A 23733-nucleotide genomic window follows, 5' to 3' on the forward strand; every position below is an offset into this window, starting at 1 on the left:
CCGCGGTGTTTTGCCTGGTCCGGGCATGTGCGGCGGACCGGCCCGCCAGCTTAACCACCCGCCCGCCGGCCTCCCGGCCCGGCCCTCCGCGGCGTCCGGACGGCCCCGCCCCTCCACGGCGTCGGCGTCCGGACCCGGCCCGGCGGGACAGGCCCTCCGCCCCCACACCCGCCGATCCGCTGACGGGGCGACCGGCCGGGGAACGGCACCGGGGAACGGCGCCAAGGAATGGTGCCGAGGAACGGCGCCAAGGAATGGTGCCAAGGAATGGTGCTGGGGAACGGCCGGTTGGTGGTTGGTGAGGGGGCGCTGACGTGTGGCGGGGCGGGGGTCAGCGCAACGTTAGTGGGACGTCAGTTCTCCAGCACTGGGACGTAAGTGACGGGCAGCAGACTCATTCCTGTCAACGAACGACGCACGGCCCGCCAAACGACCTCGGCGGTCCGTGCCCTCACCCACGGGGGAGATCCCTTGCGTACGAACCGCAGCCGCGCCGCCATCCTCGCCGCCACGAGCACCGCCGCGCTCACGCTGTCCCTCATCGCCGGTGCCGGTGCCGCTTCCGCCGCCAAGCCCGCCGCGAAGCCCACCACGAAGACCGCCGCGTCGGCGCCCGCCTGCACCACCAAGGACGTCAAGATCAGCGCCGCCTTCCAGGACGGCCCGCCCTACACCCACATCGTCCTGACCGCGAAGAACACCACGCGCCACAACTGCAAGCTGAACGGCTTCCCGGAGATCCAGTTCCTCGAAAGCCACCGGGAGAACGTGCCGGCCGTCCCGAAGAGCAAGCCCGCCGCACCTGTCGTCCTCACGCCGGGCGCCCCCGCGTACGCGCTGGTCCGGGTGTCGGGCGGCGGTGTCGACGAGGACGTCGAGCCGGTGACGGACTTCTCCGTCACGCTCCAGGGCAACGGTGGCATGGCCGCCGTGAAGGCTCCGGGTCACGGCATCGCCGTCAACCCGTCGAAGTGGAAGACCGGCTACTGGACGCACGAGCTGCGCAACGGCGCGGACGACTTCTGAGCGGACGACTTCCGCGCAGACGGCTGCTGAGCGGACGGCTTCCGAGCCGCGGCCCCGCTCTCCGTGACGGAATCGGATCGGAGAGCGGGGCTTTCGCCGATGCTCTGGTGGCTTCCTACCGTGTTTTGTTCTTACCGCGATCCGTCCTGACCACGACCCATCTTGACCACGGTCCGTCCTGACCGCGATCCGTCCTGACCACGGTCCGTCCTGACCGCGCCCCATCCTCACCACGATCCATCCTGACCGCTGCCGGTCTAGATCAGATGCGCCAGCCACGGATGCGATCCGCCGCCTGATAAACGCTGGCTTTGCCGGCCTGGATGTCGCGCACCAGGTCGACGAGGGCACCGTACGGCGGATCCAGTCCCTCACCGGCGGCGTTCATGTAGGCGGAGGCGACCTGGCAGGCGTACAGGGAATTGCGGTACGGGAGGGGCTGGAGGCGCACCAGGGTGTGCAGGAGCGCGGCGGCGCGCCAGGACGCGTCGGGCTCGGCGGTCGTGGGGCGCGGAATGCGCGTCTTGTGCCGGGCGACGGCCGCGACGAGCGCGGAGTAATCCGCGACCGAGACGTCTTCGGGCACGGCCTGTTCCTGGACGTCGAGGAGCCAGGGAACGTCGATGTAGAGCACCATCAGGCGGCTTCGGCTCCCTGTCGGCGCCCGGCCGGGGGCACCTCGTCGGGGAACGCCTCGTCGAACTCGGCACGGTGCGCCTCGCCCCAGGAAACGGCGTACCGGACGAACTGGCGGCGGTGTTGTTCCCGCAGCGGCAGGTCGTGCACGAACTGCTTGAGGGACTTGCCCTCGGCCGCCGCCGCGGCGCGGACCTCTTGCAGTTCCTCGTCGGTGAAGGTGATGTTCAGCGATGGCATGCCCGCATGGTACCTAGTTGGTACCTAGGCTGGCGAGCGAACGCCCCGGCGGGCGCGAGGGGCGGTCGACAGCCGGGAAGCCACGTGGGTGACCGGGCGCCGGTCACCTGCTCTCATACCGCAGCCGCGGACGGCTGATCCTCTACGGCCCACCGCGCAGGTAACGGGCGGCGGCGTCCACGAAGTCGTCATGCGCGGCCACCGCCGCTTCACGTGCCCTGGTCAGTCCGTCCCTGCTGGACCACGCGCCGTGCATCGCGTACGTCAGCGCGATCATGCGGTCGGCGGTGGCCCGCACGGCCTGGTCCTCGATGAGGAGGCGCATCGTGACCAGCGGGCGAGCGACCATGCCGCGGGTCTCGTGGCCCTCTTCTCGCAGGGCCTCGATCCGCTCGTCGCCAGCACGCTTGAGGACGGCGTCCCCGCGCTTCCAGATCGCCCTGCGATGGTCGCTGACGGCACAGGCCAGCACCGTGACCGCCTCCAACTGATCCCGGCGGATCGCCGCATCGTGGTTGACGCGCACCGCGCGTTCCGCGGCGCGCTCCTGGAACAGGCCGCTGACGATCGAGCCGAGCAGAGCGCCGACAATCGCCAGAGCGGCAGTCACGAGTGTCGCCAACACGGTCCCTCCCCAGCAGACACAGACCCGCCCGGTCTCACACTCGCCGCTTGAGTCCGAGCCTGTCAGGTGTCAGGCGGCTACGAGCACCTTGCGCCCGGAGTAACAAGCGCGCAGAGCAACAAGCTCACAGAGCAACGAGCGCCCGGAAGGCCAGTGCTCGTAGATACCGACACCCGGAAGGCCAGTGCTCGTAGATACCGAACTTGGCCGAACAGCACGCGGATACTTGTGAGGCAAGCGCGAAGCGAGCCACTTGAGTCACGTGCCTGATGCCTTTCTCGGTTCCGAGATAGCCGAAGCTCCCTGGAGGAGGGCGAACGGCCTCCTCCCCTCACACGGCCCAGGTGATCGTCTGTTTGACAGGGACGCAGTGATCAGGGAAACGGTCGGACCCCGGGGAGCCGTCCTCGCGCCGCCGGAGCAGGTGATCCTCGACGCGTTCCCACAGCGGTACGGGTCCGCCCTCCTCCACGATCCAGCGGTCGCCGTGGCGACACAGCGCGGCCCAGGACGCCGTCCCCACGTCCAGGAAACGCCCCGCCGCGGTCCCGTCCTCCCGGACGGTGAGCCGTGCGTGCCAGCTCGGAGGAGTACAGCCGACCGCCGACGGTGGCGAGAATCCGTCCCCCGGTTTCACCTGCTCCAGCCACTCGGCGGGGATGCGCGGCACCGCGCAGGTGGCGATCAGCCGGTCGTACGGTGCCCCCACGACCCACCCCTTGCAGCCGTCACCGCCCCTAAACTTCGAACGGCCCCGGACGCGGCCCGGCCGAGCGCGGACCGGGCCCGGGCCGAGACGTTGTCGTCCACCTCTACGGAGAAACACCATGTCGAAACCCCCGCTTCCGGAAGCGGCCATCGCCATGCTGAAGAAGGCCAATCCGTCCGTCGTCACGACGCTCCGTCCGGACGGTCAGCCGGTCTCGACGGCCACCTGGTACCTCTGGGACGACGGCCGGGTCCTCATCAACATGGACGAAGGCCGCAAACGGCTGGAGCACCTGCGCAACGACCCCCGGGTCACGCTGACCGTGCTCGACGAGGGCAACTGGTACACGCACCTCAGCCTGATCGGCCGGGTCACCGAGTTCCGCGAGGACGAGAACCTGGCCGACATCGACCGGCTCGCCCGCCACTACCTCGGGGAGCGGTACTCGCGGCGGGATCGCCGCCGGGTCAGCGCCTGGATCGAGATCGAGCGCTGGCACGGCTGGGGAACGCTGAAGGACAACAGCCAGGCCGGGTGACGCGCAGGTTTCGGGCAGACGTGCCGGTGCCCGTCCGTCCCCTCTCGCCGGACGGGCGCGCCGTCACCGCCTCCGACCGATGCCGTTAGGATCCGAACACCAGAGCCCGGCCCGTTCCACGCCGCACCGACTGCGTTCCCGGAGGCGACATGAGCAGCGCCCTTCTTGTGATGGACGTCCAGCGGGCCATCGTGGACATCGCCGACGACGGCTCCGGATACCTGCCACGCCTGCGCAGGGCGATCGACGGGGCGCGGGCGGCGAACCTCCCCGTGATCTACGTGGTCATCGCGCTCCGTCCCGGCTTCCCGGAAGTCGGCACGCGCAACAGGGCTCTCGCCGCCATCGCGCAGGCCGGACTCCACGTCGAGGGCGCCCCCGGCACCGAGATCCACCCCGAGATCGCGCCACAGCCCGGCGACGTGGTGGTCACCAAGAGGCGGGCGAGCGCGTTCTCGGGCAGCGACCTCGACGTGGTGCTGCGGGCACGCGGTATCGACAGCCTCGTACTCACCGGCATCGCCACCAGCGCTGTCGTGCTGTCCACCCTGTGCCAGGCGAACGACCTGGACTTCGGCCTCACCGTCCTCTCCGACGCCTGCCTGGACACCGATCCGGAACTGCACCGCGTCCTCGTCGAGCGCCTGTTCCCGCGGTGGGCGGACGTCGTCACCGTCGACGACTGGCTCACGTCGATCACGCCTCGATAGACGATCGCGCGTCATACTCGACAGACGATCGCGCGTCATAGAAGACCGCCTCATCAGCAGCGGACCAGACTGATCACGCTCCCCGAAGCCCCTCCCCTCCCCCTTCCTCCACCGCTGTCCGTTTTGGCGGTCGCCGAGGTCGTTACGTACGCTCTCGAACACACGGGCGCCGTCAAGAAAGCGTCAACGGCGCGTCAAAGGGCGCGGGGAACTGTGGTGGATCAAGAGACGGTACGGCCGTACCTCGTCGGTTACGGCGACATTCTGCGCGAGGTGGCCACCACGGGCCGTCGGCTCACGCGCGCCGAACTCGACGCCCGGCGGGCGCTGGGCGAGCAGGCCGCCGACGACGGGCACAGCCTGCGCAGGCTGGTCCGGGAGCACCTGAGTGCCACCCGGTGCGCGTGGCCCCATCCAACCGGGTCACCGGAGAGCGTGCTGGCGGCCGTCGAGCAGGCCGTCGACGCGTTCGCCGAGGGGTACGAGCGGGCGCAGCGGCTCGCGGTCCGCCAGGAGGAGGCGGCCCGTCGGGAGTTCATCGACGACCTGCTCTACGGCCGCAGCGATCTCGGCCGGCTCGCCGAACGCGCCGAACGTTTCGGGCTGCTCCTGTCCCAGACCCACGCCGTCGCCGTCGCCAAGGGCCCGGATTCCTACACGGACGCCGACCCCGTCGCCCGCCGTGTCGAAAGCGCCCTGATCAGCCGGTTCGGCGACCGGCACTTCCTGCTCACCACCAAGAACGGGCACCTGGTCTGCATCGCCCCCGGCGATCAGGACGACCTCCTGCAATATTTCGCGCGGCAGGCGTACGCGGCCACGGAGGGCGGCCGGATCGCGGTGGGCCGCAGCCAGCCGGGCGCCGGCGGGGTGGTGCAGTCGTACGAGGAGGCGCTGAGCACGCTCGACCTGGCGGAACGGCTCGATCTGGACGAGCCGGTGGCCCGCGCCGCCGATCTGCTGGTCTATCCCGTCCTCACCCGGGACCGGCAAGCCATGATCGACCTGGTGACCGGCACGCTGGGCCCGTTGCGGCAGGCTCGCGGCGGACCCGAGCCCCTGCTGGAGACGCTGGAGGCCTACTTCGAAGTCGGCTGCACCGCCGCACAGGCCGCCCGCCGCCTCTCCCTGAGCGTGCGGGCCCTCACCTACCGCCTGGAACGCATCCACCAACTGACGGGCATCAACCCCGCCGACCCGATGCACCGCTACACCCTCCAGACGGCGGTCATCGGGGCCCGGTTGCTGGATTGGCCGGCCAGGGAGTTCTAGGCGTTCGTCCGGCGCGTCCCGCCCTCGGGAACGCGTGGGCCCGCCTCCCCCGGTCTCTACTCGGGGAGACGGGCCACTCGCTCCGAGCAAACGCGTCAGGGCTGACGGAACCTGCCCTCGCACACTCCGGCGACGAATCCGCCGAATACCTCGGAGGCGAAGAGCAGGGCAGGCCCACTCGGATTCTTGGAGTCGCGCACAGCGATCCCGGCGTGCGTACGCGTCACGTCAGCGACTTCCACGCACTGCCCTTCGCTGCCCCCGCTGTAGGAGGACTTCCTCCAGACGGCGTTTTCCAACGTACCGGCCATGCAGGTGGATCCGTTCATCGTAGTCACTTGTGCAGTCCTTCCAGATACTCGTGAAGACGATCTCGCGACTCGCCGACGGCAAGCGCGATGGAGGAGATGGCGGCGAACTCCTTTTCCAGGAAGTCGACCTGTGCCGTGTCGTCGGTGTGGGTCCCGCATCAGGTCCGCCGGCGTGCTGAGTGCGGTCAGTTACCGCTGTTCAGGTGTTCAGGGGCCGTCCGTGCCTGGTTGCCTGACGGCGTCCGTGCCGGAGCGCCGTGCCCGGCGGCGGTGCCAGGCAAAGGCGCCGGCCGTGGTGGCCAGGGCGGCTCCGCCTCCGCCGGCGGCCCAGGCGACCGTGCGGGTAGGGGAGGCGCTGGTGTCGTCGGAGGCCGGATGCGCGGTTTTGGGACCGCAGTCAGCCGTGGCCGGGGTGGAGCCCTGGGTGGATGGGATGCGCAGGCGTGCCCACAGTTGGTGCCGGTAACCCGGGGAGGCGGTGGGCTGGTCCTGGTAGACGGGGTACAGGCCGGGTTTGACATCGCATTTGATCGTCGCGGTGGCCGTCAGGACGGCTTTGTCGCCTTGCAGGACGGGGCGGTTGGCGAAGGCGGGGGAGACGAGGGTGATGAGGCCACCCCGTCCCTCGTTCTCGTTGTCGGTGATCAGGAGGCGGCTGCCGGGCTGGAAGGTGCGGACGTCCCAGGGCGTCCGCGGCCAGGGGGTGCCGGAGGGCCAGGTCTCCTCCGGGTCGGCCGGGGGGAGCTTCTTCACCTTGGCGCGGCAGGCCGCGCGGGCGCTCTCGTCGGCCGGCTGGACCCGCACCTTGGCCCACGGTTCGCCGAGGTTCTCGGGCCGGCCCCAGGGCGCTACGAGGTCGACCCGGTAGGTGCCGGGGCGTACGGCGCAGCCGATGGCGACCGTGGCCGTCAGGTAGGGCGCCTTCATGCGCAGCGGTTCGGCCGCGTGGAAGGCCCGGGAGGTGGCCAGGTCGCCGCTGTCCGCCTGATCGTCGCGAGCCTTGATGGTCAACGTGTCGCCGGGATGGACGGAGCGGACGCTGTCCAGGGGTAAGAGGGGCGACTGCTGGGCTGCCGCGGGCGGTGCCGTCATCAGGACAGGCAGCGCGAGCAGCGATGCGCACAGGGCGGCCGTGCGGGGGCGGTTCATGGCCTGACCTGGCTTTCTGTCAGCGCAAGGGCACTGGATCCTTGCCGTGATGGGTAGACTCGCGATCTTCGCTTCGAACAGTCGGGCGATTTTGCTGTTGGGTTGTTGCTCGGCCTCCAGCAAGACGGGAAGACACCGTGTTACGTTCCGGACCCCCTGCCGGCTCTCCCCCTTGTCCTGGGCGTGGGGATCCTCGGGGCTGCTCCCACCGCCGCCGCGACCGGTGGCACCCCCAGCCGTCCGCCGCGTCGATGGCGCAGCCGCAGGGGCCGGTGACCGCCGGCTCCCCGCCGCGCTCCCTGCCCTCCTCGTCACCGAAGGATGCGGCACCCGCTCCGTTGCCTTCCGCGACGAAAGCGATGGACGAGCCGGACATGGAGGAGCTTGAGCGGTACTGGACGGCCGAGCGCATGGCCGAGGCCGTGCCAGTCGACGCCGCCCGGGGCGAGGCCCCGCCTTCCTCCGCCCCGCGACGTGGCTTCCGGGCCGCCGCGCCCGCCCCCAAGGAGGAGAACCCCGGCCACTTCGACGGGCATCCGATGGTGGGCACCTTCTTCTATGACGGCAGCCCCGTCAGCGACGGCGGCACCTCCTGCACCGGCAGTGTGGTGCGCACCGAGGCCAAGGACATCGTGCTGACCGCCGCGCACTGCGCCATGGGCATGAAGAAACCGAACAAGCACGCCGTTTTTGTGCCGCAGTACCGGTACAAGCGCTCCGCCGCGCAGCAGCCCCACGGCATCTTCCCGGTGAAGGCCATCTTCATGGACCCCCGCTATGTCACGTACAACAGCAAGGCGGCCGACTCCGACCTGGACGTCGCCTTTGCCTACGTTGCCCCGAACTCCAAGGGCAAGAAGGTCGAGGAGGTCACCGGGGCACTGATCTTCACGCCCGCCACCAGCTTCCAGCACAACGTGACGGTCATCGGTTATCCCTCCGCCCACAGCACCAGCCCGACCCACCGGGCGTGGCGTTGCGCGAGACCGACGACGCGGCTGCCGGGGTTCCGCCAGATGCGCATGGAGTGCAGCGGATTCTATGCCGGCGTGTCCGGGGCCCGTGGATCACGGACTACAACAAGGAAACCGGCACCCGCAAGGTCATCGGCAACACCGGCGGCTACAACGGCGGCGGCAATGACGCCAACGTCCACTGGATCACCTACGCGCCGGTGTACGGCAAGGACGCCCAGGATCTGTTCGACGACGCCAAGGCGCACCGGCAGCCGGGGGAGAAGCCCCCGTACGTCTCCGCCGTGCTGCCCGGGGCGGCGGACACCTGGAAGCACGCCAAGCTGATGGCTTCCGGCAACTTTGTCGGGACCGGACACAGTGACCTGCTGGTGGTGTGCTGGACCCACGCCACCCTGCTCACCAGCGGCGAATTCTCCGGCAACAGCAAATGGGACCTGATGGTGCGCTGGTCCGACGGCGAACTCGACACCTACGTCGGCACCACCACCAAGGCCCTGGGCACCGAGGCACGCATCCTCAACGCCAATGACCTGTGGACCCACGACACCGTCATGACCACCGGCAACTACACCGCCAACGGCCGCACCGACGACCTCGTCATCCGCTGGTCCGACGGCGAGACCACCATGTACACCGACACCAAGACCAACCGCCTGGGCACCGAACGCATGCTCGTCGCCCCACCCACCTGATACACGCCCTGCGGCGCAGCTCTCCCGTGAGCAACTGCGCCGCAAGGCCGGTTCACCGCAGGCGCCCGTGGTGGTGCCCCCGTAGGCGCATGTCCGTGCACAGCACGTCACCCGCAGAAACCGGTCGATCCAGCGACCGAAAAACGAGTGGCCGGCTACGCGCTCCTTCGGACCCGCGTCCTGACCACCACGGGCTTTACGGAGCTGGGGGCGCAGCATCGCTCTTCACGGAGTGAGGCTGCCGCGGGTTCCGATGAGGTGGTCCGGGCCGGGTTCGGCCGGCTGCTCAGGGGCGTCGGACAGCGGGGGTCGCATAGCCGTCAGAAGGACGTACTCGGCGGGCCGGGACCAGATGGCCTTCCAGTCCGCGGACGGGCAGCCGGTCTGCGGGTCCGGCTCGATCTCCAGCCGTACCGGGCGACCGGGGGCGACGGTGCGCCGTTCGGCCACGGCGGCCACTTCGGCGCCGGTCGTCGGCGCGTCAGGGGAAATGCGGTGGCCGCCGATCTGGTCCACCACCCGGCCACTGTCCCGGTGCAGCACCAGCACGGACACGTCCCTGAGCCCCTGCTCGAACACCACCCGGCGCGGCGCGCTCAGCTCCACCTCCACCACCGGAGCGCCCGCCGTCCCCCGGTGTACCGCCACCACCTTCGCCCCCAGCCCCGTATCCGCGTCCCGCGTTACCACCAAGCCCGGTACCGGCCGTCCGCACCGCAACTCCTTCTGGGTACCGCCACCTGCCGCGCCCACCGCCGCGGATGGCCCGTCCGCCCCCATCGCCGTCAGCGTCAGCCCGCCCACCGTGGCCCCCAGGGCGCACACCGCCCCTGCCAGCAGCGCTCCGCGCGCCCGCCGCCGGCGCCGCACCGCCGCCACCAGTCCCCGCTCCGGGACCTGCGACGCCCTGGACTGCTCGGCCGCGCGCCGCACCAGGCGTCGCATGTCCTCGTCCCGCAGAACCTTCTCCTCATCCGGCATGGCCCTCGCCTCCATTCGTCACCAGCAACGGCGTCAAGCGCGCCATCGCGTCCGCCAAGTGCCGCTTGACCGTTCCCTCGGCCACCCCCAGCCGCGCCGCGATGTCCCCCACCGCCAGGTCCTCGTAGAACCGCAGCACCACGCACGCCCGCTGCCGCGGCGAAAGCGCCCCCAGCGCCGCCGCCGCGTCCACCTGTCCGGGAACCTCCGCGATGCCCCCACCGTCCGCCTCCGGCGTCGCCAGCCGGGGCACCAGCCGTCGCCAGCGCTGCCGGCGCCGGTACCCGTCCAGGTAACAGCGCAGCATCACCGCCCGCACATAGGCCTCCACCGCCTCGATCTCCACCACCCGACGCCGCGCGAACACCCGCACCAGCGCCTCCTGGACCAGGTCCTCGGCCGCCTGATCATCTGCGGTCAGCACATACGCATACCGCCGAAGAGCCACGCCGCGCACCCGCACCAAGGCCGTCAGCGCCTCATCCCACCCGGCCACGACCACCCCTTCGTCCGCTTCCACCCCTCATGACGACGGCCCGCCCCCGAACGTTGGGGACGGGCCGCACATTTATTTCGCACTCAGGTCAGGTGAACGTTGAACGCTCGGTAGATGTCCTTGGCCTCGGTCCAGAACATGTTGGTCTCGGAACCTCGATGTTCGGCGCTGACCAGGCCCAGCACCTTCCGGGGCTTGTTCGCCCCGCCGTTCAGAGCGAAGACCAGGCCACCGCTGTCACCGGCCTGGACGGCCTTGCCGCCTCCCATCTTCTGCCCCGCGACCCCTCGCGCCTCGAAGGTGGGGTAACTGCTGCTGACGCGCGTCCAGATATCGTCGTCGTAGACCTTGATATTGCAGACCACCCCTGAGGTGTAGCCGTCCTGGCACACGTAGTTTCCTTTGAGCGAGTACGAGGTTCCCTTCAGCGGGACGATTCTTGAGTTGTTGCTGTGCCCGTCCCACTCATACGCTTCCACATCCTTTACAGGGTAAAGAGCAGCGTCCCACCTTGTCTGGTACTCGCTGATGGTTCCCTCGTATACCCCGCCACCATTGCGTACCAGGTTTCCGGTGCGCCCACAGTGTGAGGCGGTGACGATGTAAGGCTTATTGCTGCCGTTTTTTCGTACCGGTATGCCCGTCGTGCATAAGCGCGTGTCGATCCTGATACGTCCGCCCGCAACGTAGGGCGATGTGTCGGCCAATCGACTTTTCGCTTCCACTGCCTCCCCGGGCACCACGTCCACGGGAACGCCGGCTTCCCGAGACAGTTCGTCAGTCACCGACGAGAACCCGGCGGGGGAGTCCGTGGCGACTCGCAGGCCCGCACCGTCCGTCTTCACCGACATACTCACTATGTGGTATTTGTCAGCCTGTGGGGCGAGCTTCTCCCGCGCGGATCGCAGGTCGTTTTTTGTGTGTTTGGCCGCGACTACGTCAATCATGCTCAGGTCGACGCCCGGAGAGTCACGTTCAGCCGCTTCGAGCAATGCTCCAGCCCGGGACGGCTCGGTGATATAGAGCTTCACTTTTGCGGCCGGCGCGTCCAGTTCGACGCCGGCGTAGATGTCTGCCGAGGCACCACGCCCCTGGGCATCAACGGCTTCGGCAGCTTCCTGCAGAGGAGTCAATATGCCGGATTGCTCCTCCAAAGGCAGCGCGACGAACTCCTCTTCCGTCATGGGGGCGGGCTGTGCGCTTGCCGGGGACCCGGCAAGCGCGATTCCCGACATCAGAACGAATACCGCGCTCAGCGAAACAATCGACCGCTTCATGAAGCTACCTCACTTCCTGCCAAATGACCGCTTCACGGGGTGGCGCAACCGCCAGAAAATCGAAGCCGGTCCCGGCCGCATGCCGAGATCTCGCAGCCCACTTGAGCTTTCGGCGGAATTTCTCAATTTTCGACTGGATACGACATCACATCGAAGCAGCAAGCCGCGCTCCTGACGAAAGAATCGTCCACGCAAGCGCGCCCTGACATCCTGCGGCATTCCATCATTCGCGCCGCCCCGCCTTTCGGCAACATACTTCACAAGAACAACAGTTTTCACAACCTCTGGGTCGCCGGATGACCGAGACCAACTTCCGATCCCCGGGGATCCGGTCCGCTCCATCGCCCCTTGCCGTGCCGGCGAAAATTCCTCCAGAGATTCCATCCGCGAGGTCACGGCGCAGAACAGTCAATGGAGTCTGCATCGGACTCATGCAGTTGTGCTGGGTCGGCCGGCGAGACACACATGCCGCACTCCCTGCTTCGTGCCGCCATAATGGCTCATTCACGACTGTCGCCCTCCGCACCGGCGGCATGGCGATATCCGGAATGATTCCAACCACCTCGGCGACGCATCGCACCGCAAGCGTTTTACCCGAACATTTCCGATCTCGCATGTCACCGAGCAGATCGTCTGGGTGTCAGCTCCGCCCCACCGCATTTATGAACACATGTATAAGGGCAGCTGCAATACAAAGGAACGTGAGGGGGTGGGACCCGCTGTCCCCGTATCGCAATGGTGGGACGACGGGGGGATAGAACACGCGCGGTCACCTCCAGCGCAGGGCCAACCATCACCCATTCACGTCCCGGACCAGCAGGACCGTCCGCTTGTGCCCCTCCACGCGCGCTGTGGCAGAAATCCGCAGATCACCATGCGGCGAACCTCCAGCCAATTCGTGCAGCTCCTGCCGGGGGCACTTACCGCTGCGGGTCCCCCGGCGACCACTGTTCCGGGCTCAAGACGGGCTCTCCGGCCCGCGACGACCGCTCGTGCCGCAACCGATCGCGGGCTGCGATCCGCACATCCCTCGGTCTTTTCCTCGTCACGTAGGCGACGCCGTTGCCCCAAGCCCTGATCGGGCGGCGCCGCCCCGTCGTCACGACGTCCTTGTGGTGCTCGACGGCAGCCAGGGAGACGCCTCAACGCGACAGGGGCCCAGCGCAGTCACCCGCTGGGCCCCATTCGCAGTCGCGGTACCTACCGCGCCGCAGTGTGTCTCAGTCCGTGATCTCGACCTTCCCGCCGACCTCCGGGCGCCGCTCGCCGTTCACCGGGGCGTCCGGGGTGGTGCTGCCGCGGCGGGTGAGGCCCTGGAGCAGCTGGGCGAGGTCGACGCCGGTGGTGGAGTTGAGCAGTTCCAGGCCCTGGGCGACGTTGTCGGCGACCGTGCGGGAGAGTTGGCCGGCGCCGTCGGTGGAGATCACCGTCATCTTGTCGACGGCGCTCAGCGGCTCGGAGGCCTTCGCGACGACCTGCGGCAGGACCTCGACCAGCATCTGGAGTACGGCCGCGTCGCCGTAGCGGCCGAAGGCGTCGGCCTTCTTGTGCATCGCCTCGGCCTCGGCGGTGCCCTTGGCGGCGATGGCCGCGGCCTGGGCCTCGCCCTCGACGCGGACCGCCTCGGCGAGCGCGGCGCGCTGCGCCTTCTCGCCCTCACCGGTGAGGCGGGCCCGCTGGGCGTCGGCCTCGGCCTGCTTGACCAGGGCGATGCGGCTGGCCTCCGCCTCCTGCTCCGCCTTGTAGCGGGCGGCGTCGGCGGGCTTGCGGACCTTGGTGTCCAGTTCGCGGTCGGTCAGGGCGGCCTGCCGTTCGGCGACCTTCTCCTGTTCGGTCAGGACCTCCTGCTGCCGGGCGGCCTCGGCCAGCGGGCCGGCCGCCGCGGCGCGGGCTGCGGCCTCGTCCGTCTCCGCCCGGATCTCCGCCTGCTTGAGCGCGAACGTCCGCTGGGCGATCGCGATCTCCTCCTCCGCCTTGAGGCGCGCCTGCTCGGATGCCCGGCGGGCCACGGCCTCGGCGATGTCGGCCTCCTGCTTGGCGCGCGCCGCCTCCGGCCGGCCCAGGTCCTCCAGGTACGAGCCCTCGGTGGTGATGTCCTGGATCTGGAACGCGTCCAGCACCAGGCCCTGCCCGGACAGGCTCGCCTCGGCCTCCTCCGCCACCTGACCGGCGAACGCGGCCCGGTCACGGATGATGTCCTCCACCGACATCCGGCCGACGATCGACCGCAGGGCGCCCGACAGGACCTCCTGGGTGAAGCCCACGATCCCGTCCTGTTGCTGGAGGAAGCGCTGCGCGGCGGCCCGGATGGAGTCCTCGGTGCCCCCGACCTTGACGATCGCCACGCCTTCGAGGTGCGCCTTCACACCGCGCAGGGTGACCGCGCCCCGGACGGCGACCGGGATGTGCCGGGACGACAGGTCGAGCGTGAACTTCTGCTGCACGAAGGGGACGACGAAGACACCCCCGCCGACGACGACCTTCTGGCCGCTGTTGTCGGTGAAGACCTGACCCGTCTGCGGGTCGGTGGATGTCTTGCCGCGCCGCCCGGTGACGATGAACGCCTCGCTCGGACCGGCGACCTTGTAGCGAGTGATCACGACCAGGGCCAGCAGGACCAGGAGGACGACCACCCCCACCACAGCGACAACGACAGGACTCATGTATGCGCCCCCAATGGCAGCAAGTCAGTAGAACGAACAGAAAGGGAGGGGCGGCCGAGGGCCCCGTGCTTCAGGACTCGGCCGGGCGTACGGAGACGGAGGTCGCGGAGAGCGACGCGTCGACCCACACCTCGGCCCCGCGCGCGACCGGCTTCGTGCTGCGCGCGGCGAGCTTCATCGGCTGCCCGGCGAGCCGCACCAGCACCTCGCCGAAGCCGTCCGCCGGAATCGCGGTGACGACCGTACCGGAGACCCCGACAAGATCGTCCCCGCGGGGCGTGGCGGCGGTCTGGTCCCGCATGAGCGCCTTGCTGAGCCGGTAGACCAGGTAGCCGGTGCCGACCCCCGCGACGGCACCGACTCCCGTGGCCAGGACCGGCCCGGCCTCCGTCACCCCCCGCACGATGGCCCCGCCGAAGCCGAGCATCGAAAGGAACCCCGCCACGACCGGCAGCGACAGCCACCCGTCGAACAGCCCCCCGAGGGCTCCGTCCAACAGCCCCTCCAACACTCCGTCGAAGATCAGCGACAGGGTCAGCAGCACAACCCCCGTGATGCCCAGTCCGAGAAACCAGACCATGTGCACTGTCCCCCTCTCACCCCGCGCTGACCTCCGACGTGTCCATATCTTCACAGCCGGGGCCCGACATCGTCATTGCCGGTTTCCGGCAATCTTTACGGGTCTTTAATGCCGCATTGACGCGGGGGGCGATGCGACGCATTGATGCGGGGCGATACGGCGCATGAGGGCGCATTGTTGTACAGGGCCGCTCGGGGCACGTGGGTCGGTGGTCCGTCGCAGGTCGGCCGGTATTCCTGGTCGGGTCGGTCGGTACTCCTGGTCGGGTCGGTCGGTTGTCCGGGCAGGTCGGTCGGTTGTCCGGGCAGGTCGGTCGGTTGTCCGGGCAACGGCCTTCAGCGGTTCGGGGATTGGCCGTCGTTCTCTTCGCGGAGGTGCTGGGCGAGTTCGTCCTCGGCCAGGTCGTCGCTGTCGGCCTGACCGGTGCGGTAGGCGGCCCGGCCGACCATGTGGGAGGCCACCGGCGCGGTCAGAAGCTGGAAGAGGCCCACCAGGACGAGGGTGCCGAGGTCGTTCAGGTTGCGCAGCCGCAGCATGCCGCCGGCCAGGATCAGCAGCAGGCCGAGCGCCTGCGGCTTGGTGGCGGCATGCAGCCGGGAGAGGACGTTCGGGAGCCGCAGCATGCCGATGGCGCCGACGAGGCACAGCAGCGCGCCGGACAGCAGGAAAGCGATGCCGAGGCCGTCGGCGAGGCGGGTCCAGGGGGTCATCGGGGGTCCTTTCCGGGAGGAGGGGAGTCCTCGTCGCCGTGCGCGGACTCGTCGCCGTCCGGGTTTTCGTCGCTGTGCGGGGCCTCGTCGCTGTGCGGGGCCTCGTCGCCCTCCGGGACCTCCCCCGTGGCTTCCGTGGGCTGCTCGCCGTCTTCCGTGGGCTCCTCGCTCTCCTCCCCGTCCCCCGACGCGTTGTCGTAGCCCGAGGCCGGGCCGCTGTCGGGAGGTTGGGCGCGGGCGGCGCTCTGCTCGTCGTCCGGATCGTGGTCGTGGAAGGCGATGAAACGGGCGATGCTCACCGACCCCGTGAAACCGAGGAAGGACAGCACGAGCAGGACGGGCAGGAAGAGGCCGGTGCGGTCGTGGGCCGCCAAGGTCGCGACACCGGCGACGACGATGATGATCAGGACGTCCACGGCGACGGCCCGGTCGAGCATCGACGGGCCGAGCCAGATCCGTCCCAGGACGACGGCCGCGGCGCAGAACAGCAGCACCGTGGTCGCCGCGTACCAGGCGTTCATCGGGCGTCGTCCTCTCCGGTCGGCGGGTCCTCTCGGGTCGGTGGGTCCTGTTCGGTCGGTGGGCCCTGTTCGGGAGGCTCGTCGTGCGGAGTTGTATTCGGGGGCGGTTTGTCCTGGGGAGGGGCGTCCGGGGGAAGTGCATCGTGCCCGGGTGCGTCCTGGGGAGGAGTGTCCGGGGGAGGTGTGTCCGGGGGAGGTTTGTGCCGTGGGTGGCATTTCGGGTCGGCGGGGTGCTGGGGTGGGGGCGCGGTGACGCGGGCGATCTCCTGGCCGGTGCCGAACGCGCGGACCACCAGTTCCTCCGCGCGCCAGACCTCCTTGCGGGCCCGGTTGACGGCCTCGTGCCCGCTCGCGTCCAGGACGTGCAGGAACAGCGTGGCGGTGGCGCGGTGGAGGTCGATCACGACGCTGCCCGGCACGGCCGAGACGATGACGGCGGTGACGGTGAGCATGAGGTCGTCGCGGCAGCGCAGCGGGACGCTGAGCACGGCGCTGGGCCGTGACCCGGGGAAGACGATCTGCCGGGTGACGCGGGTGCCGGACACCGCCATGTCCACGCTGAACAGGACGGCCAGCCGGAGGAAGGCCACCGGGCGCAGGCGCAATCCCAGGTCGATGGGCGGAAGGGGGAACAGCAGGCACAGGACGGTGCCGACGACCAGACCGGTGATCAGGTTCGCCCAGGTCACGTCGCCCCACAGCAGCAGCCATACGACGGTGAGCCATCCGATGACCGGGAGCTGGATGACGCGCGGCCGGCGCCGCCCGCCGACCGAGAAGCTCAGCGGCGGCAGCGGGCGACGGGGGCGGCGTCCCCGGTCTGCGGACTTCCGGGCGTTCCATCCGCCTTCGCGTCTTTCATCCCCACGGCCTCGTTCTGTGCGCCCTTCCTCCCGCCTTTCCTCTCCCCGGCTCCCCTCCGCGTCCGTCATCGGCCGATCACCGCCTCGATGTACGGGGCCCGGGTGAGGAGCTCGTCGGCGGAGCGGTTGACGAAGCCGACCAGCGGGCCCGCGCACACGGTGTACGCCAGGCCGAGCGCGACCAGCGCCCACGTAGTGGCGACCATCGAACGGGGCAGCCGGTCGCTGGTGGTGATCTGGCGTCCGCTCATGGACAGCGGTACGGGGTGGTCTCCGGCACCGGCCAGGCGGGCCCCGGAGTCCGCCGCCCCGGCATCGCCCCGGCCGTCACCGGCCCGGCCGTCCCCGACCCGACCGTCACGGGTCCGGCCGTCCCCGGCCCGACCGTCACCGGCCCGACCGTCAGCGGTCCGGCCGTCCCCGTCCTGGCCGTCCCCGTCCGCTTCCGCCGTCGATTCCGGCCCTTCCCGCCGTTCTCCCCCGTCTCCCGTCCCCTGCCCATCCGCCCGGCGCTCCCCCTCCGCTTCCGCCTCCGCCTCGGCTTCCGCCCGGGACCGTGCGTCGCCGCCGCCGTTCTGGTCGCGTCCGCCGTAGCCCTCCTCCGTCTCGTGGGACTCCAGGACCGTGCCGACCTTGGCCAGTTGGGGCGGCGCCGCGCGCCAGAAGGCCAGGTTCCAGGCCTTCGTCATCGCGTACAGCGTCAGCAGGCTCGTCAGCGTGCCGCCCGCGACCAGGACGTACGCCCACACACCCGCGTCGGCCACGCCCGCCCGCAGCAGGCCGAGCTTGCCGAGGAAGCCGGACAGCGGCGGGATGCCGGAGAGGTTCATGGCGGGGACGAAGAACAGCACGCCGAGTGCGGGTGAGAGGCGGGCGAGGCCGCCCAGCCGGTGGAGTTCGGTGGAGCCGCCCCGGCGTTCGACCAGTCCGGCGACGAGGAAGAGGGTGGTTTGGACGGTGATGTGGTGGGCCACGTAGAAGATCGCCCCGCCGATGCCCGGCCGGGAGCCCAGCGCGATGCCGAAGACCATGTAGCCGATGTGGCTGACCAGGGTGAAGGACAGCAACCGTTTCAGGTCGCTCTGCGCGACCGCGCCGAGCGCCCCGATGAGCATGGAGGCCAGCGCCACCACCATCAGGACGACGGTGAGCCGGCCGCCGGGGAACAGCAGGGTCTGCACCCGCAGCATGCAGTACACGCCGACCTTGGTGAGCAGGCCCGCGAACACGGCGGTGACGGGCGCGGGGGCCGTCGGGTAGGAGTCGGGCAGCCAGGCGGCGAGCGGAAAGACGGCCGCTTTGATGCCGAAGACGGTGAGCAGGGCGATGTGCAGGACGGTGCGGACGCCTGCGGGCAGCGCGTCGAAACGGCCGGCGAGCTGGGCCAGGTTCACCGTTCCGGCGGCGGCGTAGACCATCGCGATGGCCGCCGTGAACACCAGCGAGGACATCAGCGACATGACGACGTAGGTGGCGCCGGCGCGGATGCGGGTGAGGGTGCCGCCGAGGGTCAGCAGCACGTAGCTGGCGGTCAGCATGATCTCGAAGCCGACGTAGAGGTTGAACAGGTCGCCCGCCAGGAACGTGTCCGAGACCCCGGCCACCAGCACCAGGAACGTCGGCCGGTACACCGCGAGCGGCGTCTCCGCGTCCCGGTCGGCCATGCCCTGGCCGATGGAGTAGCCGAACACGCACAGCGTCACGGCGGAGGAGACGGTGAGCATCAGCGCGGAGAGCCGGTCGGCGATGAGCGTGATGCCGATGGGCACGGGGTGGGTGGCCAGTTGGACGATCTGCGGTCCTTCGGCGTCCGCCGTGACGAGCAGGACGAGGGAGACGGCGAGCACCGCCGCCAGCGCGCCGACGCTGGTCGCGCGTTGCAGGCGCGGGGCGTGCGGGCCCAGGGCGAGCTTGAGGGCGGCGGCGAACAGGGGCATGACGACGGGCAGCGGGACGAGGGAGTTCACCGGTGCTCCTCTCCGGAACCGCGCCCGAAGGCGATGACGGTGACAGACCGGCCCGAACCCCCCGCCCCCCGCACCACCAACACGCTCACCAGTCCTCCCCGAGAATGCCGTCCCACAGATCGCCGGAGGCGTGCCGGCTGTGGGTCCGGCGGGCGCGTTCGACGCGGATCTCGCGGCGCAGGCCGCGGCGGGCGGAGCGGTAGGCGGAGCGCGTGGAGGCGCCGGTGCGCCGGGCGCCGCGGCCTGCCGGGCGCCGCCTGCCGGAGGAGTGGTGCCTGCCGGAGGAGTGGCGCCGTTGTCCGGCGCGGGCCCGGTGGTCCTCGGCCTCCCGGGCGGCCCGGCGGTGGATGTCGATGGCGCGGCGGGCGACGCGGCGGTCCTCGATGTCGTCCTCGACCTCGTCGCCGCCGGTCAGTTGCCAGTTGCGGTAGGCCATCGCCAGCAGGAAGCCGGTCATGGCGAGGGTGATGACGATCGCGGTGAGGATCATGGCTTGCGGGAGCGGGTCGGTGACGTCCTTGGGCCCGGTGCCCGATCCGAGCAGCGGCGGGGGTCCCGCGGGCCCGCCCGTGGAGAGCACCAGGAGGTTGACGCCGTTGCCGACGAGGATGGCGCCGAGCAGGATGCGGGTCAGCGCGCGGGCGAGCAGCAGGGTGACGCCGGTGGAGATCAGCACGGCGCCGGTGGCGAGCAGGGCGAGGGTGACGGTCACGGGGCCCGCCCTTCCGCTGCGGCGCCCGGGGCCCCGGCTCGTCCGGCGGCGGCCTCCCCGCTCTCGTCCTGGTCCCCCGTCTCCCGTTCCGTCTCCCGTTCCATCCCGCGTTCCGCCTGCCGGTCGATCTTGCCGCCGAGCGCGCGGACGATGTCCAGGACGACGCCGAGGACGAGGAGGTAGACGCCGGTGTCGAAGAGGACGGGGCTGGAGAGGTGGAAGGATCCGAACGGCGGCAGCTCACCGTGGAACGTTCCACTCTGCAACACCGTGCCGCCGATCAGGCCCCCCAGCGCCGTGCCCGCGCAGACGGTGAGCCCGAGGCCGGTCAGGAAGCCGGCGCCGACCGGTGCGGCCTCCGCGAGTTCGAAGCGTCCGCCCGCCAGGTAGCGCACGACCAGGGCGAGGCCGGCGACGAGTCCTGCGGTGAAGCCGCCACCGGGCAGATTCTCGGCGCAGAACAGCAGGTAGACGGAGAGCACGAGCATCGGATGGAACGTCAGCCGGGCCACCACCTCGAAGATGACCGAGCGGCGTTCGGGCGCGAGGGACTTGCCGGCGGCCAGCCAGTGGTCCTCGGGTGCGCCGGACGGAAGGCGCCGCAAGTGCGCGAACTTGCCGTGGCTCAGCGACCAGACGCGGTGGTCGCCCGCCTTCTGACGGCGCACGGCGGGCGGCGGGGGCGGCCCGGCCCGTACCCGGAGGAAGATCAGGCTGGTGACGCCCGCGGCGGCGGTGACCAGGACCGCGGACTCGCCGAGGGTGTCCCAGGCCCGCAGGTCGACGAGGATGGTGGCGACCACGTTCTTCAGCCCGTGGTGGGCGGTCTCCACGGCCAGTTCCGGCCCCGCGGGGGCGGCGGTCCGCGCGGCGGCGGCGATCCACACCAGCGTGGCGGTCAGCACGCCGGTGGCCACGCCGAGCGGCAGGTGCCCGGCCTGGCGCCACCGGCTGACCGTCTCGTCGAAGCGGACCGGCAGCCGCCGCAGGACGAGGACGAAGACCACCAGGGAGACGGTCTCCACGGAGAACTGCGTCAGGGCCAGGTCGGGCGCCCCGTACAGGACGTAGAGGACGGCGGTACCGTAACCGGTCAGCCCGGCCATGGCGACGGCCGTCATCCGCCGGTCGGTCCGCACGCACAGCACGGCCGCGGCGGCGACGCCCAGTCCGACGGCGGCTTGGGCGGACGAGTCCCAGACGCGGGGCGCCATGCCGTCCGGCCAGGGGTGGTCCACGATCAGGACGGCGATCTGCCCGCCGAGCAGCACGACCAGCGCGGTGGCCAGGTAGACGGGGAGCGAACCGCGCTGGACCGTGCCGGTGACCTGGAGTGCCAGCCGTTCCAGGCCCAGCAGGACGGAGCCGAAGGCGCGTTCGGCGGCGGGCCAGGCCAGCCGCCGCTGGAGCCGCAGCAGGGGCTCCCGCCGCCAGAACAGCGCCGCGCCGCCCACCCACGCCAGCCCCGACAGCGCCAGGGCGGTGCCCACGCCGTGCCAGAAGGAGAGGTGGTAGGGGTCGCCGGAGACGGGGAACGCGGCGGCGTACCCGGCGAACAGCGGTTCCTCCCAGCGCGTGAGGGGCCCCAGCACCAGCCCGGCGACGGCGAGCACGGCGGGCGCGGCCAGGAACAGCGGGCCGGCGGCGTGCACGCGGGTGTCCTCGCGGCCCGGTTTGCGGGCGAACGCGCCCCACAGGAACCGCAGCGTGTAGGCGGTGGTCAGCGTCGAACCGACGACGGTCGCGGCCAGCGCCCACCGGTCGACGGCGGTCCCGTCCAGCAGCGTCTGGAAGGCGGCCTCCTTGCTGGTGAACCCGTAGGTGGGCGGCAGCGCCGCCATCGACACCGAGGCGAGCACGGCCACCGCGCAGACGCCCGGCATCGCCCGGCCCACACCGGACAGCCGGCGCAGTTCCCGCGTCCCGGTGGCGTGGTCCACGATGCCGACCACCAGGAACAGCGGCGCCTTGAACAGCGCGTGCGCCAGGATCATGGCCGTCCCCGCCAGCGCGGTATCCCGGTTCCCCGCCCCGACCAGGACGAGCAGGAACCCGAGCTGACTGACCGTCCCGTGGGCCAGCACGAGCTTGAGGTCGTACAGCCGCAGCGCCCGCCACCCGCCCAGCAGCATGGTCGCCGAGCCCAGCACCATCAGCACCGGCCGCCACAGGGGCACGTCCGCGTAACCGGGGGCGAGCCGGGCCACGAGGTAGACACCGGCCTTGACCATGGCGGCGGCGTGCAGATAGGCGCTGACCGGCGTGGGGGCCGCCATCGCCCCGGGCAGCCAGAAGCTGAACGGCCAGATCGCGGACTTCGTCAGCGCCCCGAGCAGGACGAGCACCAGCGCGACCGGCAGCACCGCCCCGCCGGACGCGCGCGGCCCGGCCACCAGCTCGGAGATCCGGTACGTCCCCGCGCTCTCCCCCAGCAGAATGAACCCGACCAGCATCGCCAGCCCGCCGACGGTCGTCACCAGCAGCGCCTGGAGCGCCGACCGCCGGGCGCCCCGGCCGGTGCTGCGGTGGCCGATGAGCAGGAACGAGAAGATCGTGGTCAGTTCCCAGAAGACATAGAGCACGATCAGGTCGTCGGCGAGAACGAGCCCGAGCATCGAACCGGCAAAAGCGATCAGCGTCCCGGCGAACGCGCCGAGCCGCGGCTCGTCGTCCTCGAAGTAGCGGGCGCAGTACACGCACACCAGCGCCCCGATGCCACCGGCCAGCAGCATCATCAGCGTGCCCAGCTCGTCCAGCCGCAGTGCGATGACCACCCGGTAGTCCGGAATCCATCGCCAGGCCGCCGCCACCGGCCCCTCCGTGCCGATCCACGCGTACAGCGCCCACCCGGCCGCCGCCGCGGGCGCCATCGCCAGCAGGAAGAACGCCCGCCGCCCGGCCCACCGCACCAACGGCGGGGCGAGCCCCGCCAGCGCGAAGTGGAGCAGGATCAGCGTCAGCACGCACGGCTCCACGGGACTCGGAACTCGGGACTCGGAACTCTCGGGACCGGCCTCGCCGGCCACGGCAGGATGCGGCAACAGCGAATATCCCAGACTTCCGGGCGAAAGCTGCGCATATCGGGTGGGGGGTGTTGCTGAGGATTCGATAACGCGCCAGGGGTGTGCGTGTGCGGGCGGATCTCGCGTGGGACGGGCTTTATCGAGGGACGAGGATCCGCGGCGGACGAAGAGCTGCGGCGGACGAGGATCCGCGGCGGACGAGGTTCCGGGGGCGCCCCGCGGCCGACGCCCCGCTCCTCACCGCCCCGCCTCCTTACGTCCTCCTTACGTCACGCTGTCCCCGCGCGCCCGTCCCGTGGTCCGAAAGCGCCGAGCGCGTCCGCGTCGGTGGCGCGGGCGCGCAGGTAGTAATCCGCCCAGGCGGCGGCGTCCGGGTACGAGGAGTCCCGGACGACCTCGCGGACGGCGGCCTCGATGTCGTAATCGGTGGTCCGCAACTCCACGCCGGGCCCCAGCAGCGCCCAGTGCGCCCCGCTCCGGCCGTACGGCATGCCGACACTGCCCGGGTTGACGACGAGCCGGCCGTGCGCGAGCCGGACGAACGGCATGTGGGTATGGCCGCAGACCACCGTGCGGACCTCCTCGTCCACCCCGTCGAAGACCTCCCGCCACCGGTCCGGACGGGAGTCGACGACCACCATCTCTTCGTCGTCCCGTGGGGTGGCGTGGCAGAACAGGACCTTGCCCAGGCCCCGCACGTCGAGGCTGAGCGACAGGGGCAGGCCGGCGAGCAGGTCGAGGTGGTCCGCGCGCAGTTGCCCGGCGGCCCACGCGCTGATCGCGTCGGGGACGGCCGCGACGTTCCCGCGCCGGTACTCGACCAGCTCCCGGTCGGCGTTCCCCCGCACCCACACGACGCGCTCCCCCAGGCCCGCCAGCAGGTCCAGGACCCGTACCGGCTGTGGCCCGGCCGCGATGTCGCCGGTGAGCACGATGCGGTCGGCGGCCCGGACCTCTGGCTCGGCGAGCACCGCTTCCAGGGCGGGCAGCACTCCGTGGATGTCGGACAGGACGGCTGTTCGAGTCTGCATGAGCGACACTGTGCCGCGGCGTGC

The 23733-nt window shown here is 70.6% G+C and carries 22 protein-coding genes and 2 pseudogenes; 6 read left to right on the top strand and 18 right to left on the bottom strand.

Annotated elements, in window-relative coordinates:
• Positions 1-471 precede the first annotated feature (471 nt).
• On the top strand, positions 472-1026 hold the full coding sequence (locus tag ABZX96_RS17250; RefSeq protein WP_355544886.1) for a DUF4232 domain-containing protein: 555 nt from the start codon (positions 472-474) through the stop codon (positions 1024-1026).
• 262 nt (positions 1027-1288) lie between these two features.
• Here ABZX96_RS17250 and ABZX96_RS17255 read toward each other — a convergent pair whose 3' ends face one another.
• From ABZX96_RS17255 to ABZX96_RS17270, 4 genes are all read right to left on the bottom strand, one after another.
• Entirely contained in the window at positions 1289-1663 is a 375-nt protein-coding gene (locus ABZX96_RS17255; RefSeq protein ID WP_355544889.1) for a toxin Doc, read from the bottom strand.
• On the bottom strand, positions 1663-1902 hold the full coding sequence (locus ABZX96_RS17260; protein ID WP_355544892.1) for a hypothetical protein: 240 nt from the start codon (positions 1900-1902) through the stop codon (positions 1663-1665). The genes ABZX96_RS17255 and ABZX96_RS17260 overlap by 1 nt, the downstream gene beginning before the upstream one ends.
• A 142-nt stretch (positions 1903-2044) precedes the next feature.
• A complete protein-coding gene (locus tag ABZX96_RS17265; RefSeq protein ID WP_355544895.1) occupies positions 2045-2527 on the bottom strand; it encodes a hypothetical protein in 483 nt (160 codons plus the stop codon).
• Between the two features lie 331 nt (positions 2528-2858).
• Entirely contained in the window at positions 2859-3236 is a 378-nt protein-coding gene (locus ABZX96_RS17270) for a hypothetical protein (protein WP_355544898.1), read from the bottom strand.
• A 118-nt stretch (positions 3237-3354) separates the two neighbouring features.
• Between ABZX96_RS17270 and ABZX96_RS17275 the strand changes: the two genes are divergently transcribed.
• The 3 genes from ABZX96_RS17275 (at position 3355) to ABZX96_RS17285 (ending at position 5756) form a co-directional block, all read left to right on the top strand.
• A complete protein-coding gene (locus ABZX96_RS17275; RefSeq protein WP_355544900.1) occupies positions 3355-3774 on the top strand; it encodes a PPOX class F420-dependent oxidoreductase in 420 nt (139 codons plus the stop codon).
• Positions 3775-3923: 149 nt separating this feature from the next.
• Positions 3924-4484 (top strand): cysteine hydrolase, encoded by a 561-nt coding sequence (locus ABZX96_RS17280; protein WP_355544903.1) that lies wholly within the window; start codon positions 3924-3926, stop codon positions 4482-4484.
• A gap of 216 nt (positions 4485-4700) precedes the next feature.
• On the top strand, positions 4701-5756 hold the full coding sequence (locus tag ABZX96_RS17285) for a helix-turn-helix domain-containing protein (RefSeq protein ID WP_355544906.1): 1056 nt from the start codon (positions 4701-4703) through the stop codon (positions 5754-5756).
• 95 nt (positions 5757-5851) lie between these two features.
• Here ABZX96_RS17285 and ABZX96_RS17290 read toward each other — a convergent pair whose 3' ends face one another.
• Positions 5852-6085 (bottom strand): DUF397 domain-containing protein, encoded by a 234-nt coding sequence (locus tag ABZX96_RS17290; RefSeq protein ID WP_355545028.1) that lies wholly within the window; start codon positions 6083-6085, stop codon positions 5852-5854.
• Between the two features lie 189 nt (positions 6086-6274).
• Positions 6275-7216: a hypothetical protein gene (locus ABZX96_RS17295; RefSeq protein ID WP_355544909.1), complete on the bottom strand. Its 942-nt coding sequence runs from the start codon at positions 7214-7216 to the stop codon at positions 6275-6277.
• Positions 7217-7755: 539 nt separating this feature from the next.
• On the opposite strand from ABZX96_RS17295, the pseudogene ABZX96_RS17300 reads away from it, so the two are divergent.
• Both ABZX96_RS17300 and ABZX96_RS17305 read left to right on the top strand, forming a co-directional pair.
• Positions 7756-8112: pseudogene (locus ABZX96_RS17300) on the top strand (trypsin-like serine protease); the annotation flags it as partial.
• Between the two features lie 74 nt (positions 8113-8186).
• The gene (locus ABZX96_RS17305) at positions 8187-8885 is read left to right on the top strand and encodes a hypothetical protein (protein ID WP_355545037.1); all 699 of its coding nucleotides are present in this window, start codon (positions 8187-8189) and stop codon (positions 8883-8885) included.
• A 225-nt stretch (positions 8886-9110) separates the two neighbouring features.
• Here ABZX96_RS17305 and ABZX96_RS17310 read toward each other — a convergent pair whose 3' ends face one another.
• The 12 genes and pseudogenes from ABZX96_RS17310 to ABZX96_RS17365 form a co-directional block, all read right to left on the bottom strand.
• The gene (locus ABZX96_RS17310; protein ID WP_355544912.1) at positions 9111-9866 is read right to left on the bottom strand and encodes a hypothetical protein; all 756 of its coding nucleotides are present in this window, start codon (positions 9864-9866) and stop codon (positions 9111-9113) included.
• Positions 9856-10362 carry a sigma-70 family RNA polymerase sigma factor gene (locus ABZX96_RS17315; protein ID WP_355544915.1) on the bottom strand — a complete coding sequence of 169 codons (507 nt, stop codon included), beginning with the start codon at positions 10360-10362 and terminating at the stop codon, positions 9856-9858. The genes ABZX96_RS17310 and ABZX96_RS17315 overlap by 11 nt, the downstream gene beginning before the upstream one ends.
• A gap of 83 nt (positions 10363-10445) precedes the next feature.
• Entirely contained in the window at positions 10446-11639 is a 1194-nt protein-coding gene (locus tag ABZX96_RS17320; protein ID WP_355544918.1) for a hypothetical protein, read from the bottom strand.
• Between the two features lie 1220 nt (positions 11640-12859).
• Complete coding sequence (locus ABZX96_RS17325) at positions 12860-14302, bottom strand: SPFH domain-containing protein (RefSeq protein WP_355544921.1); 1443 nt, start codon at positions 14300-14302, stop codon at positions 12860-12862.
• Between the two features lie 70 nt (positions 14303-14372).
• Entirely contained in the window at positions 14373-14882 is a 510-nt protein-coding gene (locus ABZX96_RS17330; protein ID WP_355544924.1) for a hypothetical protein, read from the bottom strand.
• 335 nt (positions 14883-15217) lie between these two features.
• Positions 15218-15592 carry a monovalent cation/H(+) antiporter subunit G gene (gene mnhG / locus ABZX96_RS17335; RefSeq protein ID WP_355544927.1) on the bottom strand — a complete coding sequence of 125 codons (375 nt, stop codon included), beginning with the start codon at positions 15590-15592 and terminating at the stop codon, positions 15218-15220.
• Entirely contained in the window at positions 15589-16113 is a 525-nt protein-coding gene (locus ABZX96_RS17340; protein WP_355544930.1) for a monovalent cation/H+ antiporter complex subunit F, read from the bottom strand. Before ABZX96_RS17340 ends, mnhG begins: the two co-directional genes overlap by 4 nt.
• Positions 16114-16349: 236 nt before the next feature.
• A pseudogene (locus ABZX96_RS17345) lies at positions 16350-16907 on the bottom strand (Na+/H+ antiporter subunit E); the annotation flags it as partial.
• Positions 16908-17041: 134 nt separating this feature from the next.
• Entirely contained in the window at positions 17042-18943 is a 1902-nt protein-coding gene (locus ABZX96_RS17350; RefSeq protein ID WP_355544933.1) for a Na+/H+ antiporter subunit D, read from the bottom strand.
• A gap of 85 nt (positions 18944-19028) precedes the next feature.
• The gene (locus ABZX96_RS17355) at positions 19029-19655 is read right to left on the bottom strand and encodes a Na(+)/H(+) antiporter subunit C (RefSeq protein WP_355544936.1); all 627 of its coding nucleotides are present in this window, start codon (positions 19653-19655) and stop codon (positions 19029-19031) included.
• Complete coding sequence (locus ABZX96_RS17360; protein WP_355544939.1) at positions 19652-22618, bottom strand: Na+/H+ antiporter subunit A; 2967 nt, start codon at positions 22616-22618, stop codon at positions 19652-19654. The genes ABZX96_RS17355 and ABZX96_RS17360 overlap by 4 nt, the downstream gene beginning before the upstream one ends.
• A gap of 329 nt (positions 22619-22947) precedes the next feature.
• The gene (locus ABZX96_RS17365) at positions 22948-23709 is read right to left on the bottom strand and encodes a metallophosphoesterase family protein (protein WP_355544942.1); all 762 of its coding nucleotides are present in this window, start codon (positions 23707-23709) and stop codon (positions 22948-22950) included.
• Between the last annotated feature and the right edge of the window lie 24 nt (positions 23710-23733).

It is taken from the genome of Streptomyces sp. NPDC003077, from assembly GCF_040611095.1.
Taxonomy (GTDB): Bacteria; Actinomycetota; Actinomycetes; order Streptomycetales; family Streptomycetaceae; genus Streptomyces.